This is a genomic window from Alcanivorax sp. (genome assembly GCF_040119285.1).
In the GTDB taxonomy this organism is placed as follows: Bacteria; Pseudomonadota; Gammaproteobacteria; order Pseudomonadales; family Alcanivoracaceae; genus Alcanivorax.
On record NZ_JBEDTY010000038.1, the window covers coordinates 1 to 19,161 of the forward strand.

Sequence of the window (19,161 nt, forward strand, 5' to 3'; positions counted from 1 at the left end):
GTGACGAGTCTGCTCTACCGCTTCACGCTTGAACTCGGGGCTGTACTTCTTTCGCTTGCTCATAAACACTCCTTGGGCACAGTGTGCCTCTTTTTAGAAGTGTCCGCAGTAACGGGGTAGAACCCCTCGCTAGGCGAGCGCCTTTTTTGAGATCAACCGTCGAGGGAGAAACTGATGAAACAACAACGTATTTTGCCACTATCAACAGCATTGCTGGCGGGTCTTGCCGCCCTGCCCGCCCATGCTGAACTGGAAGTCACCCCGTACGGCTCTCTGCGTATTCAAACAGAGGCGGTATTTGTGGATCAGGCGCAACCCGGTGAAGACGACTCTTATACCGGGCTACGGGATGCGTATTCTCGATTGGGTGTCACCGCCGACTACAATGATTTCGAACACTTCGATATTACCGCAACAGTAGAGTTCCCCATTAACTCCGCACGGCTGCGAGCGGAAGATCCGACCTTTTTCCATGAGCTTTATAAAGAAGACAATAACAGCATGCCGCGAGTTGCCGATATTACTGTCTCCAATGACCGTTACGGCAGTCTACGCATCGGTACCCAATGGCTGGCCTATTACAACACCGTGGCTTACCCTCTGGATTTCTTCAGTTCCTTCTACTCCGGTTACGCAACCCAGGCCAGCTTCCGCCGTGACGCCGTAACCTACACAACCCCCAGCATGGGCGGGCTCACTGCCACCGTATCCGCGGTCGACCAGACAAACGAAAGCGGCACCAGTTATCTCGACACCCTACAATACGCCCTCTCCTATGCAGTTAACGACGATCTGGCACTGGGGCTGGCCTATCAGGATAGCGAACAGGATTCCGCTGACCGGTCCGGTTACAACAAAGCAGACCAGGCTGGCATCTCTGCCGTCTGGAGCCCAGACAACTGGCGTTTTGCCGCCAAAGTTGAGCAGCTGTTGACCAACGACAGCAACGTCCAGGACGACGACTCACTCAGCTACAACCTGTTAGGGTCCTACAGCTGGGCCAAATACACCCTGCGCGCCATGTTGGCCCATGGTGAAAAAACCGACGAAGGCGATGCATTCTTCCAAGGAGATTCCGCCCAGGTTGGGCTGGACTACCGCCATACAGAAAACCTCAAATTCTTCGCCGAATATTTCTATGAAGAACTCGGCTACGCTATCTACACTCCCAACTCCGAGAGCTTCAACCCACTGGCAGGCTATCACGCAGAAAGCGACGGCCAAGTCGCCACCGTCGGCATGCGGTTTGATTTTTAACAACCGTTGGCATGCAACAACTCGGCTCCGGGTGATGCGAAAGATAAACCAACAGGCCACGCCCTGTTGGTTTATCTTCAGGAAAAAATCGCAGTATTACAGCTAACGCGTGCTGCCTGTTGGCTGCTCAACAAGAACCCCCGCCAGGTAACGCAAGCGAGACGCTATAGCTAGGGACAAGCAGCCCGAGAGCTCCGGCGGAGCCCTTCACTATAATCAGCGGCCACCATCAAGCGGTGCCCCTGTTTAGACTCAAAGCGCCTTATCTCTTTCCCTTGCCGGGCTTACCCTCGCGATATCAATCACTTAGAATACATGCACCCCGTTGGACGGCTATTCTGACCCGTCCACGGCCATTTTAGCAGCCTGCAACCCACAATTGATTCGCCACACTCGCTGCATTACTGTTGCCGCCAACACACCCTGCGGCAGGGGCAGACACAGCAAAGACGGGGTCCCGAAGGCGGATCCGAGGAGACGCTCATGGCAAAAAACGCACCCCCCGCACTGGAGACCTCACTAGACAACCTGGAAGCTTTGGTGGAACGGATGGAGTCCGGGGAGTTAACCTTGGAAGATTCCCTAAAAGCCTTCGAGGAGGGCGTTCGCCTGTCCCGGGAATGCCAACAAGCCTTGCAACAAGCGGAGCAAAAGGTACGCATCCTGCTTGAACAGAACACCGAGGCAGACCCTGAGCCTTTTACCGGTGGTGACGATGAGCAGTAAGACAACAGGCGAATTCGCCGCTCTGGACCAACTCACGGGTACCGCCAAGACTCGTCTGGAGCAGGCTCTGGACCATTACTTGCCGGCGAACAGTGCTGCCTCAAGGCTCAGCCAGGCCATGCGCTACGCGGCACTCAGCGGCGGCAAACGCATTCGTCCATTACTGGTCTACGGCGCCGTCCAGCTTGCCGGAGCCTCCCTAGCCCAAGCCGATGTTCCCGCGGTGGCAGTAGAACTCATTCACGCCTACTCCCTGGTTCACGACGACCTGCCCGCCATGGACGACGACGACCTTCGCCGTGGCCAGCCCACCTGTCACATGGCCTTCGACGAAGCCACCGCTATTCTCGCCGGCGACACCTTGCATACCCGCGCTTTCGAGCTGCTCGCCTGCCATGGTGACTACCGCAGCGACAACCGCATCGCCCTGATTCAGCACCTGTGTCAGGCTGCCGGCGCAGACGGCATGGCCGCCGGGCAAATGCAGGATATGCTCGCCCAAGGGCAGCAGCAGACTGTGGCGGCGCTAGAAGAAATGCATTACCTGAAAACCGGCCGGCTAATCACCGCCAGCTTGCAGCTGGGTTATTTTGCCGCAGAACGTGATGACCCTTCGCTACTAACCAATCTGACCGACTTTGGCGACGCCATTGGCCTGGCCTTTCAAATACAGGACGATATCCTCGATGTCACCGCCGCGACCGAGCAACTTGGCAAGCCCTCAGGTTCTGATGAAAAGCTGAAAAAAAGTACCTTTCCATCCCTGCTCGGCCTGGAGCAAAGCCAACAACGCGCCCGCCAGCTCTGCGATCAAGCGCAACAAACCTTGGCCGGTTACGGTCCACGCGCACTCCCTCTGCAACAATTGGCGCAATACATCATTACCCGGAATCACTGATCCAGCACTGACGATCACCCCTTCAGACAGTTATACTGGCGGTCCGAGCGGAACCTTGTGCATTTTTATTACACTGCGTTCTGCCTGACTCACTATTCTGCCTTGCACACATCAGGCTGCATGACCCTATGCCCAAGACGTTTACTCAAATTCCGCTGACGCGACCTGACACCCCGCTGCTGGATACCCTGACTAGCCCGGCGGATCTGCGGCAGCTGCCAGTGTCCCAACTGGAGCGCGTGGTCAATGAATTACGTGAGTATCTGCTCTACGCAGTGGGCCAGTGTGGCGGGCATTTCGGCGCTGGGCTTGGCGTGGTGGAGCTCACCGTCGCCCTGCATTACCTGTATCACACCCCCGACGACAAGTTGGTCTGGGATGTGGGCCATCAGTGCTACCCGCACAAGATCCTTACTGGACGCCGCGAATCACTGACCAGCATTCGTCAGGCCGGAGGCCTGTCCGGTTTTCCCAAGCGCAGCGAATCCGAATACGACACCTTCGGGGTCGGCCACTCGTCCACCTCTATCAGCGCCGCACTGGGCATGGCCCTGGGCGCGGAAATGGCCGGTAGCGACCGCCGGGCAGTCGCCATTATCGGTGACGGCGCCATGACCGCCGGCCAAGCCTTTGAAGCCATGAGCCACGCGGCGCACACTCGCTCCAATTTGCTGGTCATCCTGAACGACAACAACATGTCAATTTCCCACAACGTGGGCGGCCTATCCAATTACTTTGCCCGCATCTGGGCAAGCAAAAGCTATATCGCCCTGCGCGAAGGCGGCAAGAAAGTATTGTCCACCATGCCGGCGGCCTGGGACTTTATCCGCCGCACCGAAGAAAGCATGAAGAACATGGTCAGCCCGGACATGCTGTTCGAGGCCATCGGCTTCAACTACATCGGCCCGATCGACGGCCACAATGTGGACGAGCTGGTACGCACCCTGAGCAATTTGCGCGATTTGGAAGGACCACAGCTACTGCACGTCTACACCACCAAGGGCAAAGGCTTTGCCCTAGCGGAAGCCGACCCGGTAGGCTACCACGCTATCAACAAGATCGAACCCAAGCCCAAGGTCCAGGTTGCCGTGCCCAGCAAACCCAAACTGCCGAAGTATCAGGACATCTTTGGCCAGTGGCTGTGCGACATGGCCGAGCAGGACCCGCGTCTGGTGGGCATTACTCCGGCCATGTGTGAAGGTTCCGGCATGGTGGAGTTCAGGCACCGTTTCCCGGATCGCTACCACGATGTGGCCATCTGTGAGCAGCACGCAGTTACCCTAGCGGGCGGCTTGGCCTGTGAGAAACAAAAACCGGTGGTGGCGATTTATTCCACTTTCCTGCAACGCGGCTACGATCAATTAATCCACGATGTGGCTCTGCAGGAACTGGATGTGACTTTCGGCCTGGATCGGGCCGGGCTAGTAGGCGAAGACGGCGCCACACATAGTGGCGTGTTTGATCTCGCCTATCTGCGCACCGTGCCGAATATGATTATCGCGGCCCCCTCCGATGAGAACGAGTGCCGGCAGCTTTTGTATTCCGCCTACCTGCACGAAGGCCCAGCAGCGGTACGCTACCCCCGTGGTACTGGCACCGGCGCCAACATTGAGCAAACCATGACCGCTCTTCCCATCGGCCAGGCCCGCACCCTGCGCGAGGGGCAGCAGGTGGCCATTCTAGCCTTTGGCGCCTTGGTCCCTGCGGCTCTGGAAGCCGCCAACGCCCTCAATGCCACTGTGCTGGACATGCGCTGGGTGAAACCTTTGGACCGCGACGCCATCCTCCATGCCGCCGCGCAGCACACACTGCTGGTCACCGCAGAAGACCACCAACTGATGGGCGGCGCCGGTTCCGCTGTGAATGAGCTGTTGCATGAAGAAGGAGTCGTACTGGATGTGTTGAACCTGGCCCTGCCGGACTACTTCATTCATCACGGCAAACGGGACGTGTTACTGGCCGAAGCAGGCCTGGACCCCCACGGCATCGAACAGCAAATTCGCCAGCGCCTGAGCCGCCAGCAAACCCTGCGCGAAGCTCAAGAGCGGTAGGGAGCCTTTGTGGGGTATTTCAAAGGCTCCCTACCGACCGCCCAACACGAGTAGCACAAACCACAAGGGGAGCGATCAACGCTCCCCTTCCGTGTTCTTTCGTTCCTTAGTCAGCCGCACTGCCGGCGATGCTTGTGCTTAATAGAGGCGCCAATCGTCACGGCCATTCTGTTTAACTTGATACAAGGCTCGATCAGCAGCCTCCAACAGGTCACCGGCGCTGTGACGTTCATCCGGAATCATCATCGCAACCCCTACGCTAACGGTTACTTCGTTCATCTCCGGGCTATCAGCGTGAGGGATGGCCAGTGAGCGCACTGATCGACATAATCGGGAGGCCAGCTGCTGCGCCTCCAGCTCACCCGTTTGCGGGTACAACAATGCGAACTCTTCGCCTCCGAAACGGGCCACCAAATCACCGGCTCGCCGACTGTAGCGATGCAATTCCGCCGCCAGTTTCTGCAGACACGAATCCCCTTGCAGGTGTCCGTAGCGATCGTTGTAGGCCTTAAAACGGTCTACATCCACCAGCATCACCGTTAGCGGTTGCTGGCTGCGCTTGCAACGTCGCCATTCTCGGTCGAACGCCTCATCGAAGAAACGTCGGTTGGCGAGTCCGGTAAGGCTGTCTTCTCTACTCAGGCGATCCAGGCGCTCTGCCAGAGATTGGGTACGACGTTGTTGGCGACGGAGCTGACGTTGATTAAAAAACAACACCCGGTCACGGACTTCTGCAGAATAACACAAGAACATGCCCGCCAGGCTGATCCCGGTATACGTGCTGTGCAGCATCTGCCAGTCCAACCCCTGCCCCAGCCCTTCAGCGATCAACACGCCCACCAGACCACCGGCCCAGCCCGCCATCATCGCCACGGTAAAACGCAGCCCGATCATGGCATAAATAATAACGAGAGCATACATGATCGACACATGAGCCAACTGAAGCGCACGGGCGTCGCTCATAAAACCGGGAATCGCCACAGCCAGCGCTACAGCAAGAAAGCAGCCAATACCTGCGTAATAAGGGAAATAACGATCCAGTGCGCGAACCTGTGCAAGTAAAGCCGCCACCAGCACAATGGGCCCCTCCCAGATATAGGCGGACGACCACCAACCACGTATCTGCTTCGGTGCCAGCGCGTAAATGCCGGTAATCAGCAACATATAGAGCAGTAGGATATAAAAAGCATTGATCCGGAAGGCCTCTACCGCCTGCTGGCTCTGGTAGTGACGGTATTCCCCTTCCAAGCGTCGAGGGAAACGCAACCAGCGCACCCCAGGAACCACCACCCGTCGCGATCGCGGATCCGTGTCTAACATGGTAAACCCTTTACTATTAAAGCTTCCTTCAGGCTAAAAGCTAACCATCAGCAGCGCTATCGTTTTAGCGCCAACGGTAGTGACAAAACGATATCAGGTAAACAGGACAGGAAATTGCCAAATTAACAACTGCACAATTACGGCGGCATACACCCCGGCAAGCAAGTCATCCACCATGATGCCCAGGCCCCCCGCCACCCGACGATCCAGCCAGCCAATAGGCCAAGGCTTGATAATGTCGAACACTCGGAACGCGACAAACCCTGCCAGCGCGCCCCAAGGCGTGATCGGCACCGCTATCATGGTAATTAACAGGCCGGCAATCTCATCCCATACAATGCCTGGGTGATCATGCACATGCATATCATCCGAGGTCTTACCGCACAGGTAAGGCCCCACTGCAATCACTGCGGCGGTTACCGCCAAATACCCCCACAGTGGCAGCTGGGCACACAGCCACCAGATGGGCATCGCCGCCACCGTACCAAAAGTGCCAGGCGCAATCGGCGCCAGCCCGGAGCCAAAGCCAAAGGCCAGAAAGTGCACCGGATTACTCATTTTGGGGCGCTTTAATTCCATTTCATTCCTCGTGGGCTCTGTCTCGGCAACTTCTTTGGATTGTATGTTTTTTCGCGTGTAGCTATGCGTGTGTTACGCGCAGGCATCTCTTGTTAAAAATGCTGCCACCCGGACACCGTCAAGGCACGTACGGTCCCGTCATGCTGGCGTAAACGGATACCGGGCTGCGATTCAATTCGACCCAGGCAATAACAGCCTTCCGGGATCGGCAGCGGCGACGGCAAGGTAAACAATAACAGATAGTCATCTCCACCCTGCAGCTGCAGAGCGCGCTGCTTTTCGGCGCTGCATCCGGCCAGCACGCAAGGGTCCTCCGGCAGGGATGCCTCGTCGATACAGGCGCCCAACGCCCCCGATGCTTGCAGGATATGATTCAGGTCCGCCAGCACCCCATCGGAAACATCGATACACGCACTCGCTTGGCCGCGCAGGGCCATGCCCAGCTCCCACTGCGGCCGAGGACGACGAAAGTGCTCAATGGCAGGGCCATGACGCTGCCCCGCCTGCCACTGCTCCAGCCCCAGCAGCCCGGCCCCTGTAACGCCTCCAACACATATTCGGTCCCCAGCGCAGGCGCCCTCACGACGCAACGCCTGGCCCGGCGGCACCGCCCCGGTGGCTTGAATGGAAACCGCTAACGGGCCACGTGTGATATCCCCGCCCACCAGGCTAATACCGGCCTGATCGGCCAACTCGAATAACCCGTTGGAAAAACCGGCCAACCAATCTTCATCCACTCTTGGCAAGGTCAGGGAGAGCAAAAACCACAGCGGCGTCGCTCCCATGGCCGCCAGATCTGAAATATTCACTGCCAGGCAGCGATAGCCCACATCCTCTGAGGCCATATCTGGCGGAAAGTGTCGGTCCACCAGGCTGGTATCCTGGGTCATCACTAGCTGCTGCCCCGCGGGGGGCGCCAGGATGGCCGCATCGTCACCCGGCCCCAACACCACGGAATCACCCTGACGGTGATGAAAATAACGTCGAATCAGGGAAAACTCGTCCATGAAGGCAGGCACTTGCGAAGTGGGTTGCGGTGAATCGGCGGGATTAGTCATTACGGAAGCATAACGCGGCTTACCGGCAGAACGCACGGCAAGCCGACGTATTAAAGCAGATCAGTCACGGGAGCGGCGTTCAGATGCTTCTGCATAACGCAGTTGGCGTGCCAGCTTGTCGAGCACGCCATTCACGTATTTAAAGGAATCTTCGGCGCCGAAAACTTTAGCCAACTCAATGCCTTCATTAATCACCACTCGGTAAGGTACATCTTGGCGCTCTTTTAATTCAAAAGCGCCCAGCCGCAGAATCGCTTTCTCCACCTGCGACAGCTCTTCTACACGCCGATCCAGATACGGGGTGAGCTGCTCGTCCAGCGTTTTTACCTGGCCCAGCACTCCGTGCAGCAAATCATGAAAATATTCACGATCCACCTTGGCGAAGTCCTGGCTGGCCAGAAACTGGGCTTCAATATCGCTCACCGCGGCACCGGCCAACTGCCACTGGTACAGGGCCTGAAGAGTGAAACGACGTGCCTTGCGACGGGCACTGGGTGTAGATGGATTGTTCATGCGACCTCGGATAACGAAAAACGATGCCGGGGCGCTTCGCCCCTGGCATTATAGGGCGTTAAACAGCGACACCATTTCTAGTGCGCACAGGGCGGCTTCGGCCCCTTTATTACCAGCCTTGGTGCCGGAACGCTCAATGGCTTGCTCAATGGTGTCTACCGTCAGCACACCAAACGCCACCGGCGTGCCCGTGCTGTTCTGCACCGACGCAATACCCTTTGCGGCTTCACCGGCCACGAACTCAAAGTGAGCGGTACCGCCACGAATCACCGCGCCCAACGCGATCACGGCATCGTAGCTGCGCTTCTCGATCACTTTCTTCACTGCCACTGGCATTTCCCAGGCACCGGGCACCCGAATGATTTCGATGTCATCGCGGCTCACCCCGTGACGCACCAACGCATCAACAGCGCCATCCAGCAAGGCTTCTACCACAAAGCTGTTAAAACGAGCCACCACAATGCCATAACGGCCACCGACGTTGCTCAGGGTACCTTCGAGGGTCTTAATGTTTTGCATCTGTTTTGTCCTGATCGCTAGTCGCACCTGATAAACCAAGCGCATCCAGTGGTTTCGATTAGTTGCCTGACGCAGGAAGCCCAATACCCAACGCTTAAATGGGACAGCGTCAGGCGCCGGGCGTCAAGCATCCAGCGTTTCACTTAACTATCTGCGTCGACATACTCAGTGATTTCCAGATCGAAACCGCTCAACGCATTGAATTTCATGGGAGAACTAAGCAAGCGCATTTTGCGCACTCCCAGCGCCTTCAGAATCTGGGAGCCGGTGCCAATATTACGGTAAGCACGGGATTCGCCCTTTGGCTTGCCTGCAGCACCACCGAAAAAGACATCTAGGCGCTCCACAATATCGTTGGAGGCATAATCCTGGCCCAGAATAATCACCACACCGGCATCAGACTGTGAAACGGTTTCAAGCACTCGGTGCATGTTCCAGCCGGTACGGCCATTCATTTTGGCGCTCATTAAATCACGCAACGGATCCACTTGGTGCACCCGCACTGCCACTTCTTCATCTTCATGAATAGTGCCCTTCACCAGCGCCACATGGGTCAGCCCGTCCACAGTGTCGCGGAACGCCACCAGACGAAAATCCCCGTACCAGGTCTCTAGTTCGTGATCGGACACCTGCTCGATGGTCTGTTCGTTCAGGGCACGATATTGAATCAGGTCAGCAATAGTCCCGATTTTCAGATCGTGCTCCGCGGCAAACACTTCCAGGTCTTCACGGCGAGCCATGGAGCCATCTTCGTTCATGACTTCACAAATCACCCCGGACGGCTCACAGCCAGCCAGTGCAGCCAGATCGCAGGAGGCCTCGGTATGCCCGGCCCGGCGTAATACGCCACCCGGCTCCGCCATCAGCGGAAAAATGTGGCCCGGCTGCACGATATCATCGGCGCGGGCATTACGGGCGACGGCGGCTTGCACGGTACGGGCACGGTCGGCTGCAGAGATGCCGGTGGTGACACCTTCGCGGGCCTCAATGGAGACGGTGAATTTGGTGCCAAAACCGCTGCCATTGCTCTGCACCATCAAGGGCAGATCCAACAACTGACATCGTTCGCGGGACATGGGCATACAGATCAAACCACGGCCATACTTGGCCATAAAGTTAATGGCTTCGGCAGTCACATACTCCGCCGCCATCACCAGGTCACCTTCGTTCTCCCGGTCCTCATCGTCCATCAGGATAACCATCTTCCCCTGACGGATATCTTCGATCAATTCTTCAATACTATTGAGCTGCATAACATCACTCGCTGTTGGCGTTGAACGTTAAAAATTCAACGTGGAAAAGCCCGGATCGGCGCAGTACTTCACCTGTGCCATGCCCGCGCTTAGCCCAAATCGTGGCCAAGGCACCTAATACCCTCCTCAACGCCTGATTCGCGTTCTAACTTTCAACTTCTAACTGCCTTTCAAAAACCCATTTTCCGCCAGGAATGCCATGGAAATACCCTCAGAAGTGGGCTCGGCGGCCTTCTCTCCCAAGAGCAGACGTTCCAGATAGCGCGCTATAATATCAACTTCCAGGTTCACTGGCGTCCCCACCTTCCACTGGCCGATGGTGGTCACCTCCTGGGTGTGCGGAATGATGTTCAGGGAAAACACCGCACCCGCCACACTGTTCACCGTCAAACTGATGCCATCAACGGTTATTGAGCCCTTGTGGGCAATGTATTTGGCCAGCTCCGCAGGTGCCTCAATATCGATGCGTACCGAGCGAGCATCCTGCTTCATCTCGACAATTTTGCCCAGACCATCCACGTGACCACTGACCAAGTGTCCTCCCAGCCGGGAAGAGGGCGTCAGCGCTTTTTCCAAGTTCACCGTGCTACCCACGCTGATCTGCGCCAATGACGTCAACGATAAGGTTTCGCCAGACACATCGGCTTCAAAAGCGCCGCCAGGCAGGGCGGTTGCAGTAAGGCATACGCCATTCACCGCAATGGAGTCGCCTAGCTTAACATCGGCGAAATCAAGCCCTTCGCTCTTGATCAACAAGGTCACATCGCCCCCTTTTGGGGTCATCGCGGCCACCTTGCCCATGGATTCGATAATGCCGGTAAACATGGAAACCTCTTGAATTCGGGCGGAAAAGGAGGGGCGTAGATCAGGCCGGAACCAGCGTCAGACGCAGATCATCGCCAACATGGCGCACATCCTGCCATTTCAGCGCCACTTTCTCACTCATGCTGGCCAGTTGCGGCAACCCCAATAACGGCCGCGCGGACGAGCCCAGCAGGGCCGGGGCCATGTACACAAGGATTTCATCGAATAACCCCTCACGGACAAAAGCACCGGCCAATGTGGCGCCACATTCTACCAGCACTTCATTACATTCGCGCCGGTTCAATTCGATTAACAACTGCTGCAAGTCGATGCCCGAGCCGGAAGCCGGCAGATGCATCACTTCTGCACCAGCGGACTCCAACGCATTCTGGCGCCCCGGATGCTCCTCCCCAGCCACCAACAAACAATGCCCTAAGGCGCTGACCACCGGCACATCCGGCGGCGTGCGCAGGGTGCGATCCAGAATCACCCGCAGAGGCTGTCGCACCCAATCGTCGCCACCCGCATGCTGGCGGTATTCGGCCAGGCGCCACTGTCCAGTCCTAACTGTATAAGAGGGTCGATCCGCCAGCACCGTACCCACACCGGTTATCACCGCAGAGCTGCGCGCGCGTAGACGCTGTACGTCTTCGCGCGCGGCTGGGCCGGTAATCCACTGGGATTCGCCATTGGCCATGGCGGTGCGCCCGTCCACGCTCGCGGCAATCTTGATACGGATATAGGGACGCTGACGGGTCATGCGGGAAACAAAACCCGGGTTCAGGTCTCGGGCCTCCGCTTCCAGCAACCCGGCTGCGGTGGCGATTCCCGCATCCGCCAAGCGCTGTAAACCCTGCCCCGCCACCAGCGGATTCGGATCTTGCATGGCAGTCACCACCCGCGTGACGCCGGCATCGATTAGCGCATCAGCACAGGGGCCGGTGCGCCCAGTGTGAGAGCAGGGCTCCAGGGTCACATAGGCAGTAGCGTCCCGCGCCCGCTCACCGGCTTGTGCCAGAGCATGACGCTCGGCGTGGGGAGTCCCGGCGCGGACATGAAACCCCTCACCAACCACCGCGCCATCACGCACCAACACGCACCCTACCCGCGGATTAGGGTCCGTGGTATACAGCCCACGACGTGCCAACTGCAACGCTCGAGCCATGTACTGGTGGTCGGCAGCCGAAAAACTCATGATTCTTTCGGCTCACCCAGCTTGTCACCGGGTTTGCCGCCCGCCTTTTTCAGGCGATCCACTTCAGCGGAAAACTCGGATATATCCTGAAAACTGCGATACACCGAGGCAAAGCGCACATAGGCCACATCATCCAGCTGCTGCAGCTCTTCCATCACAAACTCACCCAGCTCCCGAGCGGGCAACTCCCGTTCTCCAGTGGCCCGCAGGCGATGGCAAATACGACTGATCGCTGCTTCCAGATCTTCCATACTCACCGGCCGCTTTTCCAGCGCCCGTAACATACCCGCCCGCAGCTTGGCCTCATCGAAGGGCTGACGGGTCCCGTCAGTTTTCACCAACCGCGGCATCACCAGTTCCGCCGTCTCGAAGGTAGTGAAGCGCTCTGTACAGCTCAAACACTCGCGACGCCGACGAATCTGCACCCCATCCGCCACCAGACGGGAGTCGATCACCTTGGTGTCCTGAGCAGAGCAAAACGGGCAGTACATGGACGTCTCCTAACGGCCTAGCGGAAAGCAACAAGCTTCAAACACAAACCTTACCAATGATAGCGTCACAACACCGAGATTTCAGAGACAAGAAAGCCGCCACCGAAATTCGGTCGCGGCCCTCAAAACGGCAAATTACGAGCACATTTATCCGCATTGCTGCTTGCGGCTTTTTTAGCGCTCGTACACCGGCAGGCGAGCACAAATCTCTTTAACCTTGCCTTTAACCTGCTCGATCACGCCTTCATCACCCATGTTCTCGAGGATGTCGCAGATCCAGCCAGCCAGCGCTTTGGCATCCGCTTCATCAAAACCACGGCGGGTGATGGAAGGGGAGCCGATACGCAGGCCGGAGGTGACGAACGGGGAGCGCGGGTCGTTGGGGACAGCGTTCTTGTTCACGGTGATGTTGGCGCGGCCCAAGGCGGCGTCCGCATCTTTACCGGTAATGTCCTGTTTGATCAAGCTGAGCAGGAACAGGTGATTCTCGGTGCCATTGGAAACCACATCAAAACCACGCTCAATGAACACGCCGGCCATGGCCTGAGCGTTTTTCACCACCTGCTGCTGGTAGCCCTTGAAGTCGCCCTGCATGGCTTCCTTGAAGCAAATCGCCTTGGCGGCAATGACATGCTCCAGCGGGCCACCCTGACCACCGGGGAACACAGCAGAGTTGATTTTCTTCTGAATCTCTTCGTTGGCCTTGCCCATGATCAGACCGCCACGGGGGCCGCCTAGGGTCTTGTGGGTAGTGGTCGTGGTGATGTCCGCAATGCCTACCGGGCTCGGGTACACACCCGCAGCAACCAGACCGGCCACGTGGGCCATGTCCACCAGCAGAATCGCACCCACTTCGTCGGCAATGTCACGGAAGCGCTGCCAGTCGACAATCTGCGAATAGGCAGAGAAGCCGGCCACAATCATTTTCGGCTTGTGCTCGCGGGCCAAAGACGCCACCTGGTCGTAATCAATCAGCCCAGTTTCGTTATCCAGACCATACTGCACAGCGTTATAGGTCTTACCGGAGAAGTTCGGCTTGGCACCGTGAGTCAGGTGGCCACCGGCATCCAGGCTCATGCCTAACACGGTATCGCCCGCCTTGAGCATAGCCATGTAAACCGCGCCGTTGGCCTGAGAACCGGAATGCGGCTGCACATTGGCCCAGTCGGCGCCGAACAGCTCACAGGCCCGATCGATAGCCAATTGTTCAACCACGTCCACATTCTCGCAACCGCCGTAATAACGCTTGCCCGGGTAGCCCTCGGCGTACTTGTTGGTCAGTACGGAGCCCTGGGCTTCCATAACCCTTGGCGAGGCATAGTTTTCAGAGGCGATCAGCTCGATATGTTCTTCCTGGCGGACTTCTTCGGCCTCAATAGCGGCCTTGATTTCCGGGTCAAACTCGGCGATGGACATGGATTTCGGGAACATGGGCTACCCTACGGAGTCAGTGGTGGATTCAGGGGGGCATATTCTACCCAAATCTAGCCGCTTTGGCACTTGAAGTCCGCTCATGGAAACCGGCCGGTCATCTCATGGCGCAAAGCACCTGTTTTCTGGCATCAACCCAGGTCATGCACTTTCACTCACGGCCGCTTTCCGTTAGCTTAGGCGCCAATCCAAGAACCTCTGCCGGGGCCTGCAGCCAACCTGCATCGAGCCTCGCACATTGATACAGACTGCGGTCGGAGTTTATGAGCCAGTACATCTTCACCATGGACAAGGTGGGCAAGGTTGTCCCGCCCAAGAAGCACATCCTGAAGAACATCTCCCTGTCGTTTTTCCCCGGCGCCAAAATCGGCGTGCTGGGCCTGAACGGCTCCGGTAAGTCCACGCTGCTGCGCATCATGGCCGGCGTTGATCAGGATTACCTGGGTGAGGCGCGGCCGCAGCCGGGCACCAACATCGGCTACCTGCCCCAGGAGCCGGAGCTGGACCCGGAAAAAAATGTCCGCGAAATCGTGGAAGAAGCCGTGGCCGATATTCGTGACGCTCAGCAGCGCCTGGAAGAAGTCTACGAAGCCTATGCCGCCGAAGATGCGGATTTCGACAAACTGGCCGCCGAGCAGGCCAAGCTGGAAGACATCATCGAAGCCAGCGACGCCCATAACCTGGAGCGCAAGCTGGAGATCGCCGCCGATGCTCTGCGCCTGCCGCCCTGGGATGCCAGCGTGCAAACCCTATCCGGTGGTGAGCGCCGCCGAGTGGCGCTGTGCCGGCTGGTGATGAGCGCACCGGATATGCTGTTGCTCGATGAGCCCACCAACCACCTGGATGCGGAATCCGTGGCCTGGCTGGAGCGTTTCCTGCACGAATTCCCCGGCACCGTGGTGGCGGTAACCCACGATCGCTACTTCCTCGATAATTCCTGTGAGTGGATTCTTGAACTGGATCGCGGTGAAGGCATTCCTTGGCAGGGCAACTACTCCTCTTGGCTGGAACAGAAAGAACAGCGCCTGGAGCAGGAAGCAAAAAGTGAATCGGCCCACCGCAAAACAGTGGAGAAGGAACTGGAATGGGTGCGTCAGAACCCGAAAGGCCGCCGTGCCAAGAACAAGGCCCGTGTCTCCGCCTTTGAGGAACTGGCCAGCCAGGAATTCCAGAAGCGCAACGAAACCCAAGAGCTTTATATTCCGCCGGGCGAACGCTTGGGCGAACAGGTTTTCGAAATCAAAAACGTGGCCAAGCAGTTCGACCACAAGCTGCTATACGAAGACTTGGACTTCCAAATTCCTCGCGGGGCCATCGTTGGTATTATCGGCCCCAACGGTGCGGGTAAAACCACCCTGTTTCGCATGCTGGCGGGCCAGGAAACCCCGGACAGCGGTGAAATCATCACCGGCGACACCGTACAGATGGCCTACGTGGATCAGAGCCGCGAAGACCTGGATAGCAACAAGAGCGTCTGGGAAGAAGTCTCCGACGGCAATGACATCCTGCGCATAGGTAATTATGAAGTGCCCAGCCGCGCCTACTTGGGCCGGTTCAATTTCAAAGGTGGCGATCAACAGAAGCGTGTCGGCGACCTCTCCGGTGGTGAACGTAACCGTCTGCACCTCGCGAAATTACTTAAACAGGGCGCCAACGTATTGCTGCTCGATGAGCCAACCAACGACCTGGACGTGGAAACCCTGCGGGCACTGGAAGAAGCTCTGCTGGCCTTCCCTGGCTGCGCCATCGTCATTTCCCACGATCGCTGGTTTCTGGATCGGGTCGCCACTCATATCCTCTCCTTCGAGGGCGATGCCCGGGTAGAATGGTTCGAGGGCTCTTACACCGAGTATGAAGAATACAAGCGCAAGCAGTTCGGTGATGCAGCCCTGCAACCCAAGCGGATGAAATACAAGCGAATCGAAGTCTGATTCGCGCAGCACAATACCGGCCAACAACATCATGCCGGTGCGGGAACGCAACGGGGGACAATATGCACGAAAGACGAAGGGCCCATCGGGTGGACTTTGACGGGGAAGCCACCTTGACTTTCCAGCAGGAGAGCCACCCGGTGTCGCTGGACGACATTTCAATCATAGGTGCGCGCCTCAACAGCAGTACGTCGCTGGCGTTGCCCGACTCGTCCCAGGTCACTCTGACCATTACTCTGGATGATTCCGATATCACGCTGACCCTCCCCGCAAAAGTGAAACGCTTGGAAGGCCAAGACATCGGCCTCATGTTCGACCGACCATTGATCGATAACGTGCAACACTTGCGCCGTATTGTCACGCTCCATCAGGGCGACGACGGCGAAGATGATCCCGCCTCCCTGCTAACCCCGGAGGCCTGAGACCTTGGACCCTGCCCTGGAAAGCCCGCAATTCATTGAACGCCTTCGCCAGGGAGACCAAGCAGCTTTTGGGCAAGTGGTTAAAGTCCATCACAACATGTTGCTGGCCACCGCCCGCACCCTGCTGTCGGCTGCGGATGCAGAAGAAGCCGTACAGGACGCCTGGATAGCCGCGCACCGAGCCATCGCCAAATTCGAAGGGCGCAGCCTGCTGCGCACCTGGCTTACCCGCATCGTGATCAACCAAGCGCGTATGATGCTGCGCAAGGGGGGGCGGGAAATCCAATTTAACCTCATCGATGAGCGGGCGCCTTTAGACCACCGTTTTCGCGACGACGGACACTGGGACCATCCGCCACAACACTGGGACCTAAATGGGCCCGATGCCTTGCTAACCCGGGACGAGCTGCGCCATTGCATGGAAAAAACCTTAGGGAAAATGCCCGACAACCAACGTCTGGTATTGGAGCTGCGGGACCTGCAAGGCATGGATTTCGACGGTATCTGTAACATGCTGGATGTTAGTGCATCGAACGTTCGAGTGCTGTTACACCGTGCCCGAGCACGGTTGTTTGAATTGGTGGACCATTTTCAGGAGACAGGCGAATGTTGAAATGCAAAGACGTCGTCACAAAAGCGGATGCCCTCGTGGACGGCACCCCCCTGACCCTGAGCGAGCGGATCGCGCTGCGTATTCATTTGCTGATGTGCCACCAGTGTCGCCGCTATGTGCGCCAGCTACGCGCACTGCTGAGCACCCTCCCTCGCGAAACGGATAGGTTGGATGATGCCCAGACCCGGGGCATCTTGGAAAAGCTCGACACCTCGAGAGATCCTTAGCTCACGGTTGAAATGAAATGCCTCAGGCAAGACGTCGCGTGTAACAATGCCTGCGTTACCGCATCCCTGTTATTCATTCCCCACCGTTTAGGCAGATCATGGAAAGAAAACTTGCGCTCTCACTGTTACTGTTAAGGCTCGGCGTCTTCATCGTCATGTTGATGTGGACCCTGGACAAATTCATCAATCCCGCCCATACCGGCAAGGTGTTTGCCAAGTTTTATGGCCTGGAAGGGCTCGATGGCAGCATCCTTACGGTATTGGCCTGCCTGCAATTGATCGTCATTCTGGCTTTCGTCGCTGGCGCCCTGCGCCGTTACAGCTATGGTGCTATCTTGCTGATGCACGCCGGCTCCACCCTATCCTCTTGGCAACAATATCTGGACCCATTCAACCACCTGTTGTTTTTTGCCGCCTGGCCGATGCTGGCCGCCTGTATCGCCTTATATTTACTGCGTGATCAGGACACGCTGCTCAGCATCGACAACCGCCGATAACGATTGCCCCCCTTCCCAGGAAGGGGGGACTCACACCAGCCGCAAGCGACCACGCCCTGACACCTCAACCCACCGTGTCTTGCGTCTTGCCGTCGCCTTCACGCTATCCGCCTGACCTTGATGCGATATTGAAGAGCGATGCCCTTCAAACGGAAGGGTATTTACCCACTGGTTCATTGAAAATGTCACCAACACTGTAACCTGTGGCCGTTTACTGCATCTTAATAGCCTTACCCGGACAACGATCTTGAGGAGAGTCTGCAATGCATGAAGATGTGCAGAATTATTACGGTAAACAACTGCACTCCAGTGCCGACCTGCAAACCAATGCCTGCTGCGATCAGGCGCCACCGGAATACTTGAAACCTCTGCTGGCGCAACTCCATGACGAAGTGGTTAGCCGCTACTATGGCTGCGGCCTGGTTGCCCCTGAGCAACTGGAAGGCATGCGAATTTTGGATCTGGGCTCCGGCTCAGGCCGCGATGTCTACCTACTCTCTGCACTGGTCGGCGAAGAAGGAGAAGTGATCGGGGTGGACATGACCGATGAGCAGTTGGCTGTCGCCAACCGTCATCTGGACTATCACCGCGAGGCCTTTGGTCATAGCAAAAGTAATGTACGCTTCCTAAAAGGCTACATCGAAGAGCTCGACAAACTGGATTTACAGGACGGCTATTTCGACATTGTTATTTCCAACTGCGTGATCAACCTGAGCACCAACAAGGCCAAGGTCATCGCCGACGTAAAACGGTTACTCAAACCCGGTGGCGAGTTCTTTTTTTCTGACGTTTATGCCGATCGCCGAATTCCTTCTGCCCTGGCCAAAGATCCCATCCTGTATGGGGAGTGCCTGTCGGGAGCCTTGTACTGGAATGACTTCATCAACCTGAGCAAGCGCTGTGGGTTTGCAGATCCTCGGCTGCTGGAATCCCGCCCACTAACCATTGAAAACCCCGCAATCGAAAAAGCTCTGGGCAACATCCGCTTCTACTCGGCCACCTATCGGCTGTTCAATATCGACACTCTGGAGCCAGCCTGTGAGGATTATGGCCAGGCGGTAATCTATAAAGGCACACTCCCAAATAGCCGCGATACGTTCACCCTGGATGATCACCACGCTATTGAAGCGGGAAAAGTCTTCCCCGTTTGCGGCAACACGTGGCTCATGCTGGAAAAAAGCCGTTTCGCTGACCACTTCGAATTTATCGGTAACTTCGAAACCCATTACGGCATCTTTGCAGGCTGCGGATTGGATGTTCCTTTTTTGCAAACCAGCAACGCAGGAGCAGAGGCCTGCTGCTAAGTCACAGGTCTCTTCATGGTTGTAACATCCAGCCAGAAAAACCATCAAACCGTCATGCTTATTCTTTTACGC

Annotated in this window: 20 protein-coding genes; 10 read left to right on the forward strand and 10 right to left on the reverse strand. The window is 57.1% G+C overall.

The genetic code is table 11. The features are described 5' to 3' along the window. Positions 1-174 precede the first annotated feature (174 nt). The 4 genes from ABNH10_RS14585 (at position 175) to dxs (ending at position 4,932) form a co-directional block, all read left to right on the forward strand. Positions 175-1,257 (forward strand): porin, encoded by a 1,083-nt coding sequence (locus ABNH10_RS14585; RefSeq protein ID WP_349386607.1) that lies wholly within the window; start codon positions 175-177, stop codon positions 1,255-1,257. Positions 1,258-1,740: 483 nt separating this feature from the next. Continuing rightward, the gene (locus ABNH10_RS14590; protein ID WP_349386608.1) at positions 1,741-1,983 is read left to right on the forward strand and encodes an exodeoxyribonuclease VII small subunit; all 243 of its coding nucleotides are present in this window, start codon (positions 1,741-1,743) and stop codon (positions 1,981-1,983) included. Continuing rightward, positions 1,973-2,881, forward strand: a complete 909-nt coding sequence (locus tag ABNH10_RS14595) for a polyprenyl synthetase family protein (protein WP_349386609.1) — start codon at positions 1,973-1,975, stop codon at positions 2,879-2,881. Before ABNH10_RS14590 ends, ABNH10_RS14595 begins: the two co-directional genes overlap by 11 nt. Before the next feature lie 128 nt (positions 2,882-3,009). After that, on the forward strand, positions 3,010-4,932 hold the full coding sequence (gene dxs / locus ABNH10_RS14600; RefSeq protein WP_349386610.1) for a 1-deoxy-D-xylulose-5-phosphate synthase: 1,923 nt from the start codon (positions 3,010-3,012) through the stop codon (positions 4,930-4,932). Positions 4,933-5,070: 138 nt separating this feature from the next. Here the strand turns inward: dxs and ABNH10_RS14605 are convergent, their stop codons facing one another. The 10 genes from ABNH10_RS14605 to glyA all read right to left on the reverse strand — a co-directional run bounded on the left by ABNH10_RS14605 (position 5,071) and on the right by glyA (position 14,095). Further along, the gene (locus ABNH10_RS14605) at positions 5,071-6,252 is read right to left on the reverse strand and encodes a GGDEF domain-containing protein (RefSeq protein WP_349386611.1); all 1,182 of its coding nucleotides are present in this window, start codon (positions 6,250-6,252) and stop codon (positions 5,071-5,073) included. A 93-nt stretch (positions 6,253-6,345) separates the two neighbouring features. Continuing rightward, positions 6,346-6,831 (reverse strand): phosphatidylglycerophosphatase A family protein, encoded by a 486-nt coding sequence (locus tag ABNH10_RS14610; RefSeq protein ID WP_349386612.1) that lies wholly within the window; start codon positions 6,829-6,831, stop codon positions 6,346-6,348. A gap of 92 nt (positions 6,832-6,923) precedes the next feature. Then, complete coding sequence (thiL, locus tag ABNH10_RS14615; RefSeq protein WP_349386613.1) at positions 6,924-7,889, reverse strand: thiamine-phosphate kinase; 966 nt, start codon at positions 7,887-7,889, stop codon at positions 6,924-6,926. Between the two features lie 60 nt (positions 7,890-7,949). Next, on the reverse strand, positions 7,950-8,402 hold the full coding sequence (gene nusB / locus ABNH10_RS14620; RefSeq protein ID WP_349386614.1) for a transcription antitermination factor NusB: 453 nt from the start codon (positions 8,400-8,402) through the stop codon (positions 7,950-7,952). A gap of 48 nt (positions 8,403-8,450) precedes the next feature. Beyond that, entirely contained in the window at positions 8,451-8,921 is a 471-nt protein-coding gene (gene ribH, locus ABNH10_RS14625; RefSeq protein ID WP_011589449.1) for a 6,7-dimethyl-8-ribityllumazine synthase, read from the reverse strand. Between the two features lie 143 nt (positions 8,922-9,064). Further along, on the reverse strand, positions 9,065-10,174 hold the full coding sequence (gene ribBA, locus ABNH10_RS14630; RefSeq protein WP_349386615.1) for a bifunctional 3,4-dihydroxy-2-butanone-4-phosphate synthase/GTP cyclohydrolase II: 1,110 nt from the start codon (positions 10,172-10,174) through the stop codon (positions 9,065-9,067). A 159-nt stretch (positions 10,175-10,333) separates the two neighbouring features. After that, positions 10,334-10,999, reverse strand: coding sequence for a riboflavin synthase (locus tag ABNH10_RS14635; protein ID WP_349386616.1), 666 nt, complete (start codon positions 10,997-10,999; stop codon positions 10,334-10,336). 40 nt (positions 11,000-11,039) lie between these two features. Next, positions 11,040-12,173, reverse strand: a complete 1,134-nt coding sequence (gene ribD, locus ABNH10_RS14640; RefSeq protein ID WP_349386617.1) for a bifunctional diaminohydroxyphosphoribosylaminopyrimidine deaminase/5-amino-6-(5-phosphoribosylamino)uracil reductase RibD — start codon at positions 12,171-12,173, stop codon at positions 11,040-11,042. Next, entirely contained in the window at positions 12,170-12,664 is a 495-nt protein-coding gene (gene nrdR / locus ABNH10_RS14645) for a transcriptional regulator NrdR (protein WP_011589453.1), read from the reverse strand. The genes ribD and nrdR overlap by 4 nt, the downstream gene beginning before the upstream one ends. Positions 12,665-12,838: 174 nt before the next feature. After that, a complete protein-coding gene (glyA, locus tag ABNH10_RS14650) occupies positions 12,839-14,095 on the reverse strand; it encodes a serine hydroxymethyltransferase (RefSeq protein ID WP_349386618.1) in 1,257 nt (418 codons plus the stop codon). A 263-nt stretch (positions 14,096-14,358) separates the two neighbouring features. Between glyA and ettA the strand changes: the two genes are divergently transcribed. The 6 genes from ettA to ABNH10_RS14680 all read left to right on the forward strand — a co-directional run bounded on the left by ettA (position 14,359) and on the right by ABNH10_RS14680 (position 19,089). Further along, positions 14,359-16,026 (forward strand): energy-dependent translational throttle protein EttA, encoded by a 1,668-nt coding sequence (gene ettA, locus ABNH10_RS14655; RefSeq protein ID WP_011589455.1) that lies wholly within the window; start codon positions 14,359-14,361, stop codon positions 16,024-16,026. Positions 16,027-16,088: 62 nt separating this feature from the next. Beyond that, positions 16,089-16,448, forward strand: coding sequence for a PilZ domain-containing protein (locus ABNH10_RS14660; RefSeq protein WP_349386619.1), 360 nt, complete (start codon positions 16,089-16,091; stop codon positions 16,446-16,448). Positions 16,449-16,452: 4 nt separating this feature from the next. After that, a complete protein-coding gene (locus ABNH10_RS14665; RefSeq protein ID WP_349386620.1) occupies positions 16,453-17,061 on the forward strand; it encodes an RNA polymerase sigma factor in 609 nt (202 codons plus the stop codon). After that, the gene (locus tag ABNH10_RS14670; RefSeq protein ID WP_349386621.1) at positions 17,055-17,288 is read left to right on the forward strand and encodes an anti-sigma factor family protein; all 234 of its coding nucleotides are present in this window, start codon (positions 17,055-17,057) and stop codon (positions 17,286-17,288) included. The genes ABNH10_RS14665 and ABNH10_RS14670 overlap by 7 nt, the downstream gene beginning before the upstream one ends. A gap of 98 nt (positions 17,289-17,386) precedes the next feature. After that, on the forward strand, positions 17,387-17,785 hold the full coding sequence (locus tag ABNH10_RS14675) for a hypothetical protein (protein ID WP_349386622.1): 399 nt from the start codon (positions 17,387-17,389) through the stop codon (positions 17,783-17,785). 263 nt (positions 17,786-18,048) lie between these two features. After that, on the forward strand, positions 18,049-19,089 hold the full coding sequence (locus tag ABNH10_RS14680; protein WP_349386623.1) for a methyltransferase domain-containing protein: 1,041 nt from the start codon (positions 18,049-18,051) through the stop codon (positions 19,087-19,089). Positions 19,090-19,161 lie beyond the last annotated feature (72 nt).